This window comes from Nitrosomonas sp. Nm34 (genome assembly GCF_900113925.1).
In the GTDB taxonomy this organism is placed as follows: domain Bacteria; phylum Pseudomonadota; class Gammaproteobacteria; order Burkholderiales; family Nitrosomonadaceae; genus Nitrosomonas.
The window spans coordinates 1-17,054 of the sequence record NZ_FORD01000053.1; the positions used below are offsets into that span (position 1 = coordinate 1).

Below are 17,054 nucleotides of genomic sequence, written 5' to 3' on the forward strand. Positions count from 1 at the left end.
GCTTGTTATAAATCGATTCTTGAAGCAGAATCTTCTCCAGCTTCGACCAGTACTCATCATTGAGCATTATTCGGGGCATCGCAAACTCGTTTTGTTGGTGGTATGGGAACCCCAATATTACGAGTTTGTTTCTACCTATGAAATACTTATCTTAAAACGTCAACAGACCCTAGTGGTTACCAGAAAAATATCATTGATTTAAGGGTGTATTAATCGGTGGAGGGATAAACACTTCATTTGCTTGACTGAATGAGCCACCAGGAGTTGGACCACCGCTGATGACATATAGACGCCCATCATCGGCTACGGCGGACCCGAGACCATGACGTGCGGTCGGCATTGGAGCCATAGTATGCCATTGATCTTGCGCTGGATCATATGCTTCATTAGTAGCAAAGGTACCCTCGCCAGATTCGCCCCCGAGCACGTAAATCCAGCCATTAATTACACCAGCAGTAATGCCGCTGCGAGCAGTAGGCAGATGTGCGCGAGCACGCCATTGATTAGTTTGTGGATCATATTCCTCCACTGTCCTCATATTGTGGTGATAGTCCAGATCGGACCGGCCACCAATGGCATAGATTCGAGATCGAACTGCTGCTACTGCCAAATGGTCTCGGGGAGTAGGCATCATAGTACCGGACGACCAGCTATTCGTTTCTGGATCAAAAATTTCCACTGCAGCAGAATTATGTTTTCCATCATATCCGCCAATAGCGTAGATGCGATTTTGATGAACTGTAACACCTAAGGCACCACGGGCTGTTGGCATGGGAGCTAATTCCCGCCATTTTGCTGTTGAAGGGTTATATTGATAGACTGTAGGAACTGCATGCCAGATGGACAAGAAAGATTTAGTGAATCCACCGATTACATACAACATGCCATTATGTGAGGCAATACCAGCATGGTGCCGTCCCTCTGGTAGAGGTGTGGTAATTGACCAGGAATCAGAAACGGGGTCATATACTTCCACATCGCTGCTAATGGCAAATTTCAGCACATTCTGAAGCTTGGGCTCATTAAATCCACCCACCACATATATTTTACCTTCGACCGTAGCCGCAACCACTTCTGTTCGTTTAGTAGGAGCGGAAGAAACAGTTGTCCATGTGCCTGCTTGGGATGTATCAGCGAAAATCAGATTTGCTTTCATTAAACAAAGAAAAAAAATGCCTGCCATGATGTAAAATTTCGAAGTAAACATGCAAAGTTCCTCCAGAGAGTTATCATCATAATGGACTACCGTATCGCCATAGCGTTCATGAACAGCGCAGCTACGAGTGGAGAGTGTAATTGCCGAAAAGCAAAAGACTTTACCTGCCGATAAAAATTCAGATAACTTGGGAGTTTACATTATTTCAAGAACTCTCGTTATTTCTTGAATACATCCCTTACTTTATGTGCTCCAATCTAGTTTAGAAACATTAATTTTATCGATAACATTAAATGCCGTTGAGTGGGAGTAATGAGATGAGTCATGAATCATATTTTTTTGTTTCTAAGTGAAATAATAGCAAAATGCGTAAAATAATCTTGAAAAAGGCTTCACAATACTCATCTATCTGATAATCAACTAGTTTATCCATATCGATGAAATTTGATAATCTTAAAAATTGGTCAGAATATTGGAAACAACTTCAGTCGGCTTTACTCGAACCGAAGGTTGATGAAGCTGCGCTGGAATCTTCTTTGCGTGAAGCACGGAAAAAATTACCGCTTCCGGTATTGTGGTTGCTGGGCAAAGCACAGGCAGGAAAAACCTCAATCATCCGAGCGCTTACTGGTAATGAAGCAGCGGAAATTGGCAATGGATTCCAGCCATGTACGCGCCATTCCCGTTTTTATGATTGCCCTGATGAAATGCCGCTAGTGCGTTTTCTTGATACGCGCGGTCTTGGGGAAATTGCCTATGATCCGACAGACGATATTCAGTATTGTGAGTCTCAGGCGCATCTGCTGCTTGCTGTGATGAAGGTGGCAGACGTACACCAAGAACCTGTTTATCAAGTGCTACGGACAGTTCGTCAGCGTCATCCCGAGTGGCCCTTAATAATCGTACAGACTGGCCTGCATGAGCTCTATCCTGCCGATGGCAAACATATCTGCCCGTGGCCCTATGATGATGAACTCCTGCCGGATACGATTCCGACCGAGCTACGGCGTGCCTTGCTTGCCCAGCGTGCTGCAGCAGAAAAATTACCCGGTTACCTGCCTGCGCGCTGCATAGCAGTGGATCTCACTTTACCTGAAGATGGTTATGAGCCTGTTGATTATGGTCTGGAAGCATTATGGCAGGCAATTGAATCTCTCTTGCCATTTGGCTTGCAGCACCTGTTGACGAGTGAAAAAGGAGTGCGTGACCTTTATGAACGCACTGCCCATCAGCATATTGTCGGCTATTCGCTAACAGCGGCCGGGCTAGGTGCTCTGCCAGTCGTGGATTTGGTGACAGTATCTACCGTTCAGGCAAAGCTATTGCATGGCCTCGCAGTTCTTTACAGACAAAGCTGGGATAAACGTACCACTACCGAGTTTCTTACGCTGTTGGGAGCAGGTATCGCGTCCAGCTATCTCGCGCGACTGGTGGGACGTAGCGTCACCAAAATTATTCCTGTTTTAGGACAGACAGTCGGGGCGGTGTGGGGTGCCAGCTCCAGCGGCGCAACCACTTATGCATTAGGTAAGGCTGCAGTTTATTTTTTTACTCGACGTAAGAATGGTCTCAATGTCGATCCTGAGACCTTGCGGCGAATCTATATGGAGGCGCTGAAAAGTGGAGCTTCCTTGCTTAAGGAGCGATTACGCAGTAAATGAGGACATTATTGCACAAAATTGATCTACTACGGGTATTTGCACTAGTTTTATTAGCAGTGCCCGCACTCGTGGTATTCGCGCTAGGAATGGTATGGTTGTGGCAGACAGGCAATCTGCTTTACTGGGCAACCGCGATGGTGGTATTTAGCGTGTTGAGTTATGGCTTGCTCTATTGGCAAGCGAAACGTGATCGTCAAATGCTTGAGGGAATTGCTACCGAACCTAATCCAGACTGGCCACCCAAGGCGGAGGCCGCGTGGCAGCAGGTTGAAAAGCTGGCAGAGACGTGTGACCCTGAAGACTGGCCGATCGAAGATTCATCCTGGATATTAATATTAGGCAGGCGCACGCTGGATACAGTATCACACTACTATTATCCCCAAGCTGAGAAGCCTTTTCTGGAACTTACTGTGCCGCATACACTGTTAATTATCGAGCAGGCGAGCCGTGATTTACGTAAAGATATAACTGAAAATATACCGTTTAGTGATCGCCTGACAATTGGTGACTTGCTTCGATTACATCGCTGGAAAGCCAAAGCTGAGCAAGCATATAACATTTATCGGGCAGGCAGAATACTGATCAATCCAGTGAGTGCACTGTTTGGCGAGATCTGGCGGCATCTGCAAGAGCGCAGTTTCAGTCTCGCTCGCAGTGAGCTACATCGCTGGTTTTTGCGTGCTTATGTGCGCAAGGTGGGTTACTATGCGATCGATCTCTACAGTGGCCGTCAGCCAGTTGCATTGGAGGAAAGCTCCAAGCAGACTGCAGAGAGAACATTGGTTTCACACGCTGATTTAAAAGAAATCGAACAAACTGCTACCGTACCCGAAGAACCCCTACGCATCCTTGTGCTGGGACGGACCAACGCAGGTAAATCGAGCCTGATCAATGCATTGTTCGGAAAGCTCGCCACCCCAACTGATGTATTACCCGATACTACCGAGACCATTACCCCGTTTGTGCTGCAACGTGAAGGATTAACCCAGGCGCTGATCTTTGATAGCCCAGGCTGTGACAGTACGCTTTTTAATGAGAAGCAAGTACTCACTGCTGCGCTGAATGCCGATCTTATTCTATGGGTCAGTCCCGCAAATCGACCTGATCGACAAACTGAGCGGCATTGTCTGGACGCAGTGCGCGTATTCCAGAGTACACAATTGAATCGCCGCTTACCTCCCATATTGGTCGCCGTAAGCCATATCGATCTCTTGCGACCGGCAAGCGCATGGCAGCCTCCCTATGATTTGAGCAACCAGCAGGATGTCAAGGCTATCAGCATTCGTGCAGCGGTACAGGCAATTGCGAATGATCTTGCGATACCAATAGAGCAAGTTATCCCGGTATGTCTCAAGGAAGGAAGAGTTTACAACGTCAATGACGCACTCTGGGCCGCCATACTGCACCATCAGAATGCTGCACTCCGAGTGCGGCTGCTGCGCTGCCTGGATGCGAAAAAGCGTGCAGAAGACTGGACTATGCTGCGCCGTCAACTGCTCAGTACTGGGCGGTTTCTCTGGAATTTGCCTGACAAAATAGGTAAGCGTTCGGAGGAAGGGTAAGGTTTTTGCAATTTACCGCGACCGCGTTAATTTCAAATCAAGCATTCTAATCACAGGCAGTATAAACAATATACAGCAAGGAGAGTCGATAACTTCATTGATAATACTTCCCCGTCCTTTGTTCATCGCTCTAAGTATCGTTGCGGCTGGCAGCATGGATCTTGACATGGCGTAATAAAATATAAATTGCCAAGAATACCTATCACGGTATGCCGCATTTGTTGATAGGAGTCTATATGAACAAACAGGTGCTCTTATAGTCAATAAGTAATTAACCGATTAGGAGAGTGCTATGCCATTGCAAATCAGTCCGCTAAGAAAACCTTTTTATGTGCAATGGCTTTGGCTTGGTCTGATCCTGATTACTTTAGGCATAGTAATTGTATTCAATCTATATGTTGAGCATGAGCGTGCTGCTATCCGTGAGCATAACAGATTATTGGTTCAGGCACGGGTAATTGCTGAGAACACAGAGTACCAGCTGAAGAGTGCAAATCTTGCGCTGGAAAATGTTCGCGACAATCTGGCTCATTGGAGAGATGGGGCAGAGTTGCAAAGGGTAATGCGTCACCTCAAGGCAGCCAGCATCATACCGGGCATACGCACCATGAACATCGTGGATAAAGAAGGCACTATCACTGCCTCGACACGTGCTGAATTGATCGGAATGAATATTGGTTCACGCGATTATTTCCAAGCGGTCAAACGGCATCCCAGCGCGGATATGCTTTACGTCTCACCACCATTCGAGACCATACACGGTTTCTATGTAATTAACATCATCCGCATGATTGCGGATGAACAGGGTGAGTTTAACGGCATGGTCTCTGCCACGCTTGATCCAGAATATTTCAAGACACTTATGATGTCAGTGCTATATGCGTCTAACATGTGGGTCGCTCTTGCACACAGTGATGGGTTGGTATTTCTCATAATGCCAGAAAGAGAAAATATGCAGGGAATGAGTCTGAGACATCCTGACTCGTTCTTTACACAACACCAGAGCAGCGGCGAGAGGGAGAAGATATTCACGGGTATCGTGTATGCCACTAAAGAGCACGGCATGGCTGCTCTGCGCACGATTTATCCGACCGATCTCAAGATGGACAAATCCCTGTTAATAACTGTTAATCGTGATTTTGATTCCATCTTCGAGCCATGGCGACAGAACGTTTTAATTCAAGGGATACTTTTCGGGATTATAGTACTTACTTCCACCATTGGATTATTTTTCTATCAAAAGCGGCAGCGTAAGTTCGAAAAAGAGGAAAGGAAAATTCGTGCACTGGTTAACCAGTTCAGTTTAGCATTGGATCGTATCCCCACGTATATTTTTATGAAGGATCAGCAGAGGCGTTATATCTACGGCAACCGCTCGACCCTGGAGTTATTCAAGTGTTCGGCAGAGGAGCTTACAGGTAGTTCCGATGCACGTTTTTTTCCACCGGAAACAGTGGCGAGATTACAAGAATCAGACACACGTGTGCTCATACATGGTGAAGATACTGCAGAGAAAGTCATCTGTAAAAGTCAGGATGGTGGCCCTCGCATCTACTGGGAGATCAAGACGCCGATTTACGAAAACAACATGCCGACCAACATCTGTGGACTATGCGGTATTTCTATGGATATTACAGAGTTGGAGTTGTTGAAAGAAAAGCTTGAGCAGCAGGCACGCCAAGATTATCTGACCGGACTGTTCAACCGCCGCTTCTTTATGGAGCAGGGCCACGCCGAGCTTATTCGCGCACAGCGATATCATCACCCGCTGTCATTGCTCATGCTCGATATCGACAACTTTAAAAAAATCAACGACAAACATGGCCATCAATCAGGTGATACTGTGCTCAAACGGCTGGCCGATGTCATGCGCAAAGTACTGCGTACGGTCGATATCATCGGACGCATGGGCGGGGAAGAGTTTGCTATATTGATGCCTGAGACCGATCTGAAAAGAGCTGCAGAAGTGGCGGAGCGCTTGCGCGAAGAAGTAGCTTGCAGCGAGGTAACGCTGGAGACGGGTATGGCGCTTTATTTCAAGGTATCGATAGGTGTGGCTAGCATCAAGGATAAAGACACCGATCTCAACGCACTGCTCAATCAGGCCGACAAGGCGCTGTATCAGGCGAAGGAGAGTGGACGTAATAGAGTGTGCATTGCATAACCTTTTTCATTTTCATATTAAAGCTCGCTTTGTGAGTCTCTCATTGCCCTAATATTTATACTGTCTTACTTTCGTGTCATGTTTATTAGGAAACAGAATGACAATGACTTTGCATACTGCATTCAATCCAATTGAAAATTATAGTATAGATCGATAGCATTATCTTCACCTGCACGGCTCACGATAGTAATATTCCTTGTCAAGTTGTAAGTGAGTTTGGTAATGCCTGCGGTTGCACTCGTAAGCCCTCGCTCATAACTCAGATAGAGACGTGAAGAAAGGCGTTTGCCGATGACGCCAATTTGGCCGCTTAATGCCCCATCACTTCTACTGTCGGTGATTTGCTGCTGTTTGATCGTAAATTCATCCATACCCAGTGTCTTGGCAATGCCACCCCCTTGTCCTCCCAGAATTGAGCCCGCGGCAGAAAGTAGTAGCGACGTGTCCGTACCACCCGCATCAGGCGGTCGTCCCAGCACAATCCAGGATAATTTTTCGGCATCAGGAACGTTGGGTGTGGATACCAATTTAACGATCGGTTTACGTACGGTACCGGTCACCTGGACGCCGGCCTCCACGGGTAAATTCGGGCGGATGGCGAGTACGTTTAAAGCTGGATCGTCAAGCGGACCATTAAAGCTGACGATACCACGCTGAACACTCAAGTACTGACCATAGGCATCGAAAATTGTATCGACGGCAGTAATTGTTCCAATTGCATGGAGCGGTTTCCCGGGTTTACTACTTAAACGCAATTGCCCGGCTAACCGGCCTTTCAGCCCGGAAGCCTGCAAATAGAAATGTTCACCCAGATCCAATGCGGCATCCACGTTTACCAATAATTTCTGCGAACCGTCTGGAGGAGGGGATTGCGCCTTAATAATCACCACATCATCAGGCAAATTGGGGTGTCCCGCTTTGGGCTGCTTGATAAAACCGGCATCTGTCGTCAATTTGCCATTAATCGTAAGTTGTTGCTTGTCTAAGCTTACTTGACTGTTGCCAGAAGCAATGATCCATCGATCAGATTGCTGCGCCACAGGTAAGTGATCTATTTCGATATTCAAATGACTGCGTTGGTCTTGATAATCGATGGCGCCCGTTACTGTGAGACGACCTTCCTCTTTGGGTAATTTGATTTTGTATAAGATAGCATCCTTGGGTGGATTTTGATGCGGCGAAACGAAAGTAAGGGTGTTGATTCGCAAAGCAGTCTGATCAAAATGAGCTTTGAGGCTTCCTTGCTGCAAATCAATGCCTTCATCCAGCAGAGCGATCGCCAGCTCTTTTCCCTCTATAATCCCTTCCAGGCGGGGCTGATTAAACGTACCGACTACATTGGTTTGAAGAAAGAGCTGACCATTACTTTTCAGGCTGCTATTTACTGTCGACCCAATCCAGGATAAATCCGCAATGTTGACATTCATTTTACCACTCAGCGGCTGGTCCTTGGCTATTTGCCAGGCGCCCTCATTGGAAGCCAAAGGGAGTGTTACACTGGCTACCGTTTCTCCCACTTTTTCGCCACGAATGACTAGATCTGCCATTAAATTACCTGCTTGCGCCCGCGCATTGAACTGCAATTGATGCAAGCCCAATTGCAGGGGAGAATCTTCGAGCAACCATGCCCAGTCTCCCTTATCGCGAGCAATACGGATATGCCCATTTAGCTGTTTGCTGGCAGTGATGTCCCATTCCCCTCCCATTTGCAGTGCTTCAATATCTTGAAGCTGTGCATTTTCTGATTTTAAGTGGATACCCTTTAGTGTTCCGCGACTCGACCATTGCTGGGGCGTCCAGTGTGCCTCCAGTATGCTGATTTCACCATCAGCAACAGAAACCCTAGTCGGTTCTAAAGCAATTCGTTTCTGGCTGATAGTCACGGCAGGCTGGTTTAATAAGTGAAAAGGCAGAAAACCGGTAGCGGCTAGTTTTTCTAGTTCACCGCTCCATTGAAAATCATGATTATTTCCTGTAGGAAGGAGAAGTTTGCCTGTAGTATGGAAGGTGAAATGAGAATCGCGCGGCAAATCCGTATCTATGCTTAATTTATGCCGGGTTTGATTGCCGGTTAATGTCATCGCAAAGTTTTTCAGATAATCTTCGGCCTCTAAGCGATAATGAGCCATTTTAACAGCAAGATCTACTGCTGATTTTTGCAGATTTCCTGTGACGGTGATCCCGGATAAGTGATTATCGCTAATCTTTAAGTCCTTTGCGCTGCTTTCGATAAGCAGCTTGGGGGAATCTAAAGTATCGGCTAATGTTATCTTGGTATTGAGGTCACCTGCCACCTTTAATCCGAGTTGTGCCAAGGCGGGGGCGGCGAGATTCAGCAATAACCGATCACCCTTATTGCCAAAAGCACCTTCAGCACGGAATTGATTAGTGCCAATCTGTAAATTCAACTCACTTTTGATTCGCTTGGCATCCTCAATCGCAACCCGGCCTTTACCCACGACAGGTTGTTTGTTAAATTGACTTTTGGTTACGTTGAAATCCACCACGCCACTGATTTGTGGCTCAAGTTTTCCCGACAATTTAAGCGTTGCGTTCAAGTTTGAGCGGGGCGCCTGCATGAAAGAAGCAAGATCAAACTGGCTGACTTTACTTTCAAATTGAAAAGATTGTGATTCCTTTAAATCCAGCTGACCTTGCCCGGTGAGCATAGAGTTGTGATGGCGCAGCGTGATTTTTTCTACACTAACAGCGGTTTCTGTGCGAACTAAATCCGTTTCAAGTGATAAGGCCTTGCTTTTGTCATGAAGAAAAATTAAACCTTGCTGTGTCGTGGTATCGCCTGTGAGCTTGAGATGCCCATTGATTTTAGCAGCTTGCAAACGCGTATCCAGTGCTGCCGGATTAAGCTGATTTACCTTGAGATCAGCGGCTCCCATCGCTTGCGCTATTTGCCAGTTGAAATGGCCACTAATGCTTGCGCTATCTGCTAATTTCAGAAGAATATCGTCAAACTGGATTTCATCTAATGAAATTAAGGGCTGTGTTCTTATTTCAACTATGGGCAATCCATGCTGATCAAGCGGGAGTGGAAGGTCATTTTTAATGACGATATTTCCTTGCAGCTTACCGACAGAATCCTCCAGTAAATCGGTATAAATGGAAAGATTGGCTTTGGGCAAATCAGCCAAGAAAGTTGAGGGATTCAGCTTGTCAATTGATAGATGAAGCGCGGCAAGCGGCATGGCTGCAAAGGGATGCAATACAAAATTTCCCTTACCTTGAGTGTCTTTGCTCATTCCGGTTAGGGTTCCCTTGATCTCTTCCAGACTGCCAGTCAGATGGATGAAAATGTCGGCTTCCGTAGAGGCCGTTTCGGCCAATGGCAGCAAGCCGAGCAAGGTAGCCTGTGCCTCGAGATCAAAAGGCTTGTCAGGAGCAATCTGTAGCGATCCACTCAATTTTCCAAACTCTGACTCAAGTGAGACTTGCCGCAAGCTATGATGCTCGGCATCACTTTCAATGCTGGCGGTTATGTCTGTGATCGTAAAATCAGGTGTTTCCTTGCCGATTGTCAGCATTTGCAAGCTACCTATTTCGAGCTTTTGCAGAATGATCGAGAGGGGTAATTGCAAATTATCCGGTAGAACAAGTGGTTCCTTCTTACTGGTTTCTGGAGAGGGCGAAGATTGTATCTCGATTGCTTTGGTTGCCAGGATATCGATTGCTAATTGACGGGAGAATAACAAGCGAGGCTGCCACTGTAGCTCAATTTCGTTGATAGTGGCGTGCAACCCTTCACTGGTATAGTTAATTTTCTTTATGCTTAAAGCGCGTAAGGTACCCTTAACCTCCTCAAAAAGGATACCATCCCCACTGATGCGAGACACTGAAGATAACAAGAAGCGCAGGCCAGAAGGGGTCGTGACTAGCCAAATACTACTTGCACTTATGACTACAACCAGCAACAGAAAGAAAAGGAGAAACCATGGCTTTTTCCTCTTTTCTTTTTGTTTGGGATGGGCTTCGGTATTTTCCATTTTCTAACCTAAGAACTGCTATTGGACAAGAGGGCGTGCGTAGTGATCCAAGTGCAAGCCAGGGCGCTAGGAACCCATAGGATACCCCCGGCAATGAAAAGTAACGCCATATTCTCGCCTGCAGCAAGATATGATGCAACTCGTAGCGAACCTAACATTTGGGTGAGCAAGAAATTTTCGAAGATGCGGCTATGTATCATTGGCTTAGTTCTCCAATCAAGTCGTCAACGATGGTTTCCAGGTTTAATGAACTAGAAAGCCGTCGTAATCGATAAATGGACATGCAGCGCACCGGTATCATGTCGCCGGGCTAAATCGACCGCCAGTGGACCAGCGGGACTACGCCAGCGGATACCGCTACCATAAGCAACTGATGGATTGAAAGACTTCCAGGAGTCTGCAGCGTCACCCACATCCGTAAATATGGCGCCTCCCCAGTTCTCAGTAAACCAGTGTACATATTCGAGTGTTCCCGTGCCGAGTGTGCGCCCACCCACAATGGCATCGCCTTCAGTTACACCAAGACTTAAAAAATTATGCCCACGAACAGAATTGATGCCACCTGCACGAAATAAGTATTCCTGAGGAATACCTAAACGTGATGATGCTATGGTATAACCCATTTCAGCACGTAGATATAGCACATCGCGCTCTCCAATGGGCCACCAGTGTTGATGCCGTGCGTACATACGCACAAAATCCCGTTTCGAAAGTACATACTGAGTGCCACCGCCAAAGCGAATTTCTGATATATGGCCACGTCTGGCAAACAGGGGATTGTCGACATTACGGTAACGCCACCAACTATCCAGCACGAGTGCCTCACTGACGGTATCTGGCGCGCCAACCGGACTTCTTTCTTCCCTTTGCCAGGTAAGGCCATACTGAGACTGCATTGTTTCCGTAGTCCGTTCTCGGTTAAAACTGATTCTTTGACTGAATGTTTTTAAATCTTCGATATCGGTCCGTTCTACTTTTGCGCTCAGGCTAAACAGGTAACGATTTCTATCCGGGATTGTCTCAAGTCTTGCAAATAAAGTCTGCCGTTTTTGCTCATAACGAAGCAAACTGATGAAGTTTAATGGCTGATTATGAAAATTAATAAAATTAGCATGCCGATAGTTGAGCTCTCCGCGAGCCCCCGTATTAGTGCTATAGCCAACGCCCACCCCGATCCGCTGAGCGCGCGCCTCGGTCAGGTTGACGTTAATGGGAGTAGCTTGGTGAGAGGCAATATCTGGATCGATACTGACAGAGACCGAGCTAAAGTGAGGTAAATTTTGTAAAGCAGTCTGGAACGCAAGTATTTGGTCCCGGCGATAGACTTCACCCTTTTGAAAGGGAACGTAGCTGGTGACCAGACTTTGCTCGTATCGCTGCAATCCGGAAATCTGTAGGTCTCCAAAGTAGAAAACAGGTCCTGAGTCGATAACGACCTTTAATTTTGCTGTTGCAGCAGCAGGATCAATTTCAGCTTCGCTGCTGACAATCTGGGCGGCTGCATATTCGCTTTCAGCCACACTGGATAACAAAGAGGCTTTGGCTTCTTCCCAGACAGCGCTACGAAAGAATTTGCGTGGTATGAGCGGCCAATTGGCGCGCAACTGCTCCATTCGTGCTTGGTGTTCCGCTGTGTCAGTGGCGAGATCTCCCTGAAATTCGATCGTTACTTCAGCCACCCGTGTCCGCTTTCCTGGAATAACCTTCAGAACCGGTTTCTCTCCAGCCAAATGGTCTTCGAGTGTCATTGTCGGCGTGAAATAGCCTTCAGTGGCCAGAAGTTCTTTGATTTCCTCCTTTGTTTTACGAACAAAAACCGCCCGGGCAGTATCATTTACAAAGGGTTCTTCAGGAAAAGGAATGTATTGCTTTATGAGCTTCTTGACAGATTTAGGTGCTGAGAGTTTAATCACACCATCCGATTTCGTTTCTGTTTCTGTTTCTTTATTTGAGTTTTGGTTGGATTGGGCTGCAGCAACGATCGTAATAGCAGTGGGATTAAATGCGCATAAAACAATAAGTAGCGTAATGAATAGCCCCCGTACCCCATAAAAGTGAATCAGAAGACTAATAAAAGATTGAGTTGAATAATTGAGCATCATTAATGAGCTGAGCCAATTTTATATCAATCTTATATCAATCGAACTTAGTCTCCAGTATTTCATCTTCATTTTTATAATTTAATTTTTAAGTGTTCTAAATTGTTTCAGCTTCAGACTCGCTCGATATATTCACCTGTATCAGTATTGATTTTAACTTTTTCATCTTGTAATACAAATGACGGTACCATGACCAACAATCCGGTTTCTAGGGTGGCAGGTTTATAGGAGCTGGTGGCAGTAGCACCTTTGAGCACCGGTTCGGTATCCACCACAGTGAGTATGACACTCGAAGGAAGTTGTACCCCAATCGGTCGATCATGATGAAAGTTAACCAGCACATCTATGTTGGGCAGCAAATAGCCGCTTTGTCCTTCAAGGAATTCCTGCGATAAACTCAATTGTTCGTAGGTTTTCTTATCCATAAAGACATAATCATTCCCTTCCTGGTAGAGAAAAGTCATTTCGCGTGGCTCGACCACCGTACGCTCGACTTTTTCTTCAGTGCGGATACGCTGATTGGTTTTAGTGCCTGATTCAATATCCTTCATCTCCACCTGCATGAAGGCGCCACCACGACCACCCACATGAACATGGTAACATTTCAGTACACGCCAGATCCGTTTGTCCCATTCAATCAAATTGCCAACACGAATCTCAGTTGCGAGAACTTTTGCCATTGCCTATTTATCTTAAAATAATGACCATTCTACACCAAAAAACCCATCATCCTATTTCAAGCTCCTTTATTGAAAAGTGTCGCAAGTGTGCTCGTTTGGCAGAATTTCTGGATACCGTCAGAATCCAATATCCGGCTTACCATGCCAAACCCGTATCTGCATTTGGTGATTTATCCGCTAAACTATTAATCATCGGTCTTGCGCCTGGTATGCATGGTGCAAACCGGACGGGTAGACCATTTACCGGGGATTTTGCCGGTATTTTGCTGTACCAGACGCTCTACAAGTTTGGCCTGGCCAGTCACGCCACGTCCGTTTCGGTCGAAGATGATTTACGTCTGTTCCAATGCCGCATTACCAATGCTGTTAAATGTCTGCCACCTGCCAACAAGCCGCAACCAAGCGAAATAAGGCAATGTAATGCCTATTTAGCAGACGAAATAGCAGATTTTATTGCGCATGGCGGACAAGGCATCCTGGCGCTGGGTAATGTAGCTCATCAAGCTGGGTTGATGGCGTTAGGGCTTAAAATAAAAAATTTTGCTTTTAAGCATGGCGCGCTCTATCACTTACCCAATGGATTAAGACTGTATGACAGCTATCATTGTAGCCGTTACAATACGCAAACTAAACGCTTGACACAGGAAATGTTCGAGCAAATCATTGCTGGAATTTGTGCAGATCTGGCGTTAATAACCTAATCAATTTTTGGGAGAGAGCAAGATGCCTTATGTGAATATCCGTATTGCTGGCACGTGGAGTCATGAACAGAAGAAACAGATTGCCGAGGAAATTACCGATACCTTGGAACGAGTAGGAAACAAACCTAAATCCTATACCTATATTTCTTTTGATGAAATTCCGCATGAAAATTGGGCGATTGGCGGGACATTGCTCGGCGAAAAGGAATAAAAAGGAATAATTACTTTGTCAGCAGTAGCATTTGACGGTAAGGTTTTTTCATCAAACTTGCCCAGTCTGCCGGGTGTGTATCGCATGCTGAATGCAGTAGGGGAAGTCATTTATGTCGGCAAAGCGATTGACCTCAAAAAGCGCGTATCCTCTTATTTTCAGAAATCCAACCTGAGTCCGCGTATACAGCTCATGGTATCGCAGATTGCAGGGATTGAAACGACGGTTACACGCTCCGAGGCTGAAGCGCTGCTGCTTGAGAATAACCTCATCAAGAGCCTTGCCCCTCGCTACAACATATTATTCAGGGATGACAAATCCTATCCGTATTTAATGTTAAGTCAGCATACTTATCCACGCCTGGCCTTTTATCGGGGTACGTTGGATAGCCAGCATCAGTATTTCGGTCCTTTTCCCAATACGGGTGTTGTCAGAGAGAGCATTCATCTTTTGCAAAAAGTATTTCGTTTGCGTACCTGTGAAGATAGTGTCTTCCATCATCGTACTCGACCTTGTTTACTTTATCAGATCAAGCGCTGTAGCGGGCCCTGCGTTAATCTCATTTCACCAGAGGAGTACCATGAAGATACCAAAAGTGCTTCACTTTTTTTACAAGGCAAACAAAATGAAGTATTGAAAGATATCGCTGAAAAAATGCAGACAGCTTCTGATCGAATGGACTATGAGCAAGCGGCGATGTTTCGTGATCAAATGCAGGCGCTACGAAAAATACAGGAAAAACAATTTGTTGAGAGTGGGAAAGCGCTGGATGCAGATGTCATTGCTGGTGCTTCCCTGCAGGATGGGTTGGAAAGATTCTGCGTTAATCTAGTCATGATCAGAGGCGGGCGGCACCTGGGGGATAAGAGTTTTTTTCCACAAAATGTGCAAGGATATAAAATTGCTGATGTGTTAGAGGCATTTATCGCACAACATTATCTCAATCGACATGTGCCACCATTGATGATTATCGGTGAAAAAATTCACCTGGATATCCTGCAGCCTTTATTGAGCGAGCAGGCTGGCCGTAAGATCGCCATCGTCCTCAATCCAGTCGGTGAACGGCGTGTATGGCTGAATATGGCGACCGAAAATGCACGGTTGGCATTAAAGCAAATGCTGCTAAGACAGGCTAGCCAGGAAGAGCGAGTACAAGCTTTACAACAGGCTCTGAATTTGCCTAATCTTAGTCGTATCGAATGTTTCGATATCAGCCATACGATGGGTGAAGCAACGGTGGCGTCCTGTGTGGTTTATGATAATTTTTCACTACGAAACAATGAATACCGTCGCTACAATATTACTGACATCGCGCCTGGCGATGATTATGGCGCAATGCGCCAGGTGCTGTTGAGACGCTATAGCAAAATAGCTGAAGAGGAGGGCAAGTTGCCTGATCTGATTCTGATTGATGGCGGAAAAGGGCAGGTCAGTGCAGCTCAGGAAATATTGATTGAGTTGGGCCTTAATGATATTCCCTTTGTTGGGGTGGCGAAAGGAGAAGGACGTAAACCCGGGCTGGAGCAATTGATTTTCCCCTCCACTGAAAAACCGTTAAAATTGCCAGCAGATCATGCTGGTTTGCATCTCATCCAGCAGATTCGTGATGAAGCGCATCGTTTTGCGATTCAGGGACATCGCGCCAGACGTAATAAATCACGTACGCTCTCCAGTCTTGAGCAGATTGCTGGTATCGGTGCCAAACGACGACAAAGCTTGTTAGGACGATTTGGCGGATTGAAGGGGGTGCTGAGCGCAAGTATTGAAGAATTGCAGCAGGCGGAGGGCATCAGTCGAGCACTGGCAGAGAGAATTTATCGGGAACTGCATTAAATCTATTTAAAAATTAAATAGCAACGATGGAACTGCCGTTCTGTATTAATACAAAAATAACAAAATCAATATTTAAATACTACAATGTCAATGAATCTTCCTAATCTGCTGACATGGCTACGGATATTCGCGATTCCGTTATTCGTGGGAATTTTTTACTTACCTCCGAGCTGGTTATCACCCTTGGGACAGAATCTGGTCGCTACCATTATTTTTAGCGGGGCGGCAATTACTGATTGGCTCGATGGTTATTTGGCCCGTACTCTTAATCAAACCTCAGCTTTTGGTGCTTTTCTTGATCCAGTAGCGGATAAATTGATGGTAGCCGCCGCTTTAATTGTGCTGGTACATTTAGAAAGGCTGGATGCGCCGATCGCACTGATTATCATTGGTCGTGAAATTACTGTGTCGGCCTTACGCGAATGGATGGCGCAAATTGGTAAAGCCAAAAGTGTCGCAGTGTCTTTTTTGGGGAAAATAAAAACGGCCTCACAAATGATGGCTATTCTCTTATTGCTTTATCATGACCCAATAGAAGATTATTTTAATCCTCAAATAGTCGGAACCTGGTTGATTTATCTGGCGGCAATCTTGACGCTATGGTCAATGATTTATTATTTAAAGGCAGCCATTCCACAAGCACTCCAGAACCCATAGTTTTTTCCCATATATGAAATGTCTTCAATTTAACTGCATTAGCTATGGCAAAAGTCATCAATTTATCCATCTCCAGCCTGAAAAAAGTTTTCTTGAAAAAATAATAAAGTATGACTTTAGGTTTTCTTTTCCTTTATTAAACGGTAAATATTAGTGTATGAACGTATATTTTTGACAGCAAGTTTTATGCTGACGTTATTCCATTTCTATTTCATAAGTGAATTTATAATCCAAGGTCATGCGACGATAGATTGGACACATTCACGATCTTTTTCCATGTCGCGCATGGCTGCTTCCAGGTGATTTTCAAGCGCGTCCAGGCTGTCAAACAC

At 45.8% G+C, this 17,054-nt stretch carries 12 protein-coding genes; 8 read left to right on the plus strand and 4 right to left on the minus strand.

The annotated features are described in order from the left end of the window. Window positions 1-202 (plus strand): hypothetical protein (locus BM283_RS19580; protein WP_217646547.1); only part of this gene is annotated, 202 nt, incomplete at its 5' end. Here BM283_RS19580 and BM283_RS14435 read toward each other — a convergent pair. Further along, window positions 191-1,207, minus strand: a complete 1,017-nt coding sequence (locus BM283_RS14435; protein ID WP_090694323.1) for a Kelch repeat-containing protein — start codon at window positions 1,205-1,207, stop codon at window positions 191-193. The two genes, BM283_RS19580 and BM283_RS14435, sit on opposite strands and share 12 nt — an antisense overlap. A gap of 386 nt (window positions 1,208-1,593) precedes the next feature. Between BM283_RS14435 and BM283_RS14440 the strand changes: the two genes are divergently transcribed. The 3 genes from BM283_RS14440 (at window position 1,594) to BM283_RS14450 (ending at window position 6,543) form a co-directional block, all read left to right on the plus strand. After that, complete coding sequence (locus BM283_RS14440) at window positions 1,594-2,817, plus strand: YcjF family protein (protein ID WP_090694325.1); 1,224 nt, start codon at window positions 1,594-1,596, stop codon at window positions 2,815-2,817. Continuing rightward, window positions 2,814-4,379 carry a GTPase family protein gene (locus BM283_RS14445; RefSeq protein WP_090694327.1) on the plus strand — a complete coding sequence of 522 codons (1,566 nt, stop codon included), beginning with the start codon at window positions 2,814-2,816 and terminating at the stop codon, window positions 4,377-4,379. The genes BM283_RS14440 and BM283_RS14445 overlap by 4 nt, the downstream gene beginning before the upstream one ends. Before the next feature lie 292 nt (window positions 4,380-4,671). Then, window positions 4,672-6,543, plus strand: coding sequence for a diguanylate cyclase (locus tag BM283_RS14450; RefSeq protein WP_090694330.1), 1,872 nt, complete (start codon window positions 4,672-4,674; stop codon window positions 6,541-6,543). 122 nt (window positions 6,544-6,665) lie between these two features. Here the strand turns inward: BM283_RS14450 and BM283_RS14455 are convergent, their stop codons facing one another. From BM283_RS14455 to efp, 3 genes are all read right to left on the minus strand, one after another. Beyond that, a complete protein-coding gene (locus BM283_RS14455) occupies window positions 6,666-10,541 on the minus strand; it encodes a translocation/assembly module TamB domain-containing protein (protein ID WP_090694331.1) in 3,876 nt (1,291 codons plus the stop codon). Between the two features lie 251 nt (window positions 10,542-10,792). After that, on the minus strand, window positions 10,793-12,643 hold the full coding sequence (locus tag BM283_RS14465) for an autotransporter assembly complex protein TamA (RefSeq protein WP_254776386.1): 1,851 nt from the start codon (window positions 12,641-12,643) through the stop codon (window positions 10,793-10,795). Window positions 12,644-12,753: 110 nt separating this feature from the next. Further along, window positions 12,754-13,320, minus strand: coding sequence for an elongation factor P (efp, locus tag BM283_RS14470; protein WP_090694335.1), 567 nt, complete (start codon window positions 13,318-13,320; stop codon window positions 12,754-12,756). Window positions 13,321-13,340: 20 nt separating this feature from the next. Between efp and BM283_RS14475 the strand changes: the two genes are divergently transcribed. The 4 genes from BM283_RS14475 to pgsA all read left to right on the plus strand — a co-directional run bounded on the left by BM283_RS14475 (window position 13,341) and on the right by pgsA (window position 16,722). After that, window positions 13,341-14,021 (plus strand): uracil-DNA glycosylase, encoded by a 681-nt coding sequence (locus BM283_RS14475; protein WP_090694338.1) that lies wholly within the window; start codon window positions 13,341-13,343, stop codon window positions 14,019-14,021. Between the two features lie 22 nt (window positions 14,022-14,043). Beyond that, a complete protein-coding gene (locus BM283_RS14480) occupies window positions 14,044-14,232 on the plus strand; it encodes a tautomerase family protein (protein ID WP_046850458.1) in 189 nt (62 codons plus the stop codon). Between the two features lie 15 nt (window positions 14,233-14,247). Beyond that, complete coding sequence (gene uvrC, locus BM283_RS14485) at window positions 14,248-16,065, plus strand: excinuclease ABC subunit UvrC (RefSeq protein WP_090694340.1); 1,818 nt, start codon at window positions 14,248-14,250, stop codon at window positions 16,063-16,065. Window positions 16,066-16,149: 84 nt separating this feature from the next. After that, window positions 16,150-16,722 carry a CDP-diacylglycerol--glycerol-3-phosphate 3-phosphatidyltransferase gene (gene pgsA, locus BM283_RS14490; protein ID WP_090694343.1) on the plus strand — a complete coding sequence of 191 codons (573 nt, stop codon included), beginning with the start codon at window positions 16,150-16,152 and terminating at the stop codon, window positions 16,720-16,722. The last annotated feature ends 332 nt before the right edge of the window (window positions 16,723-17,054 follow it).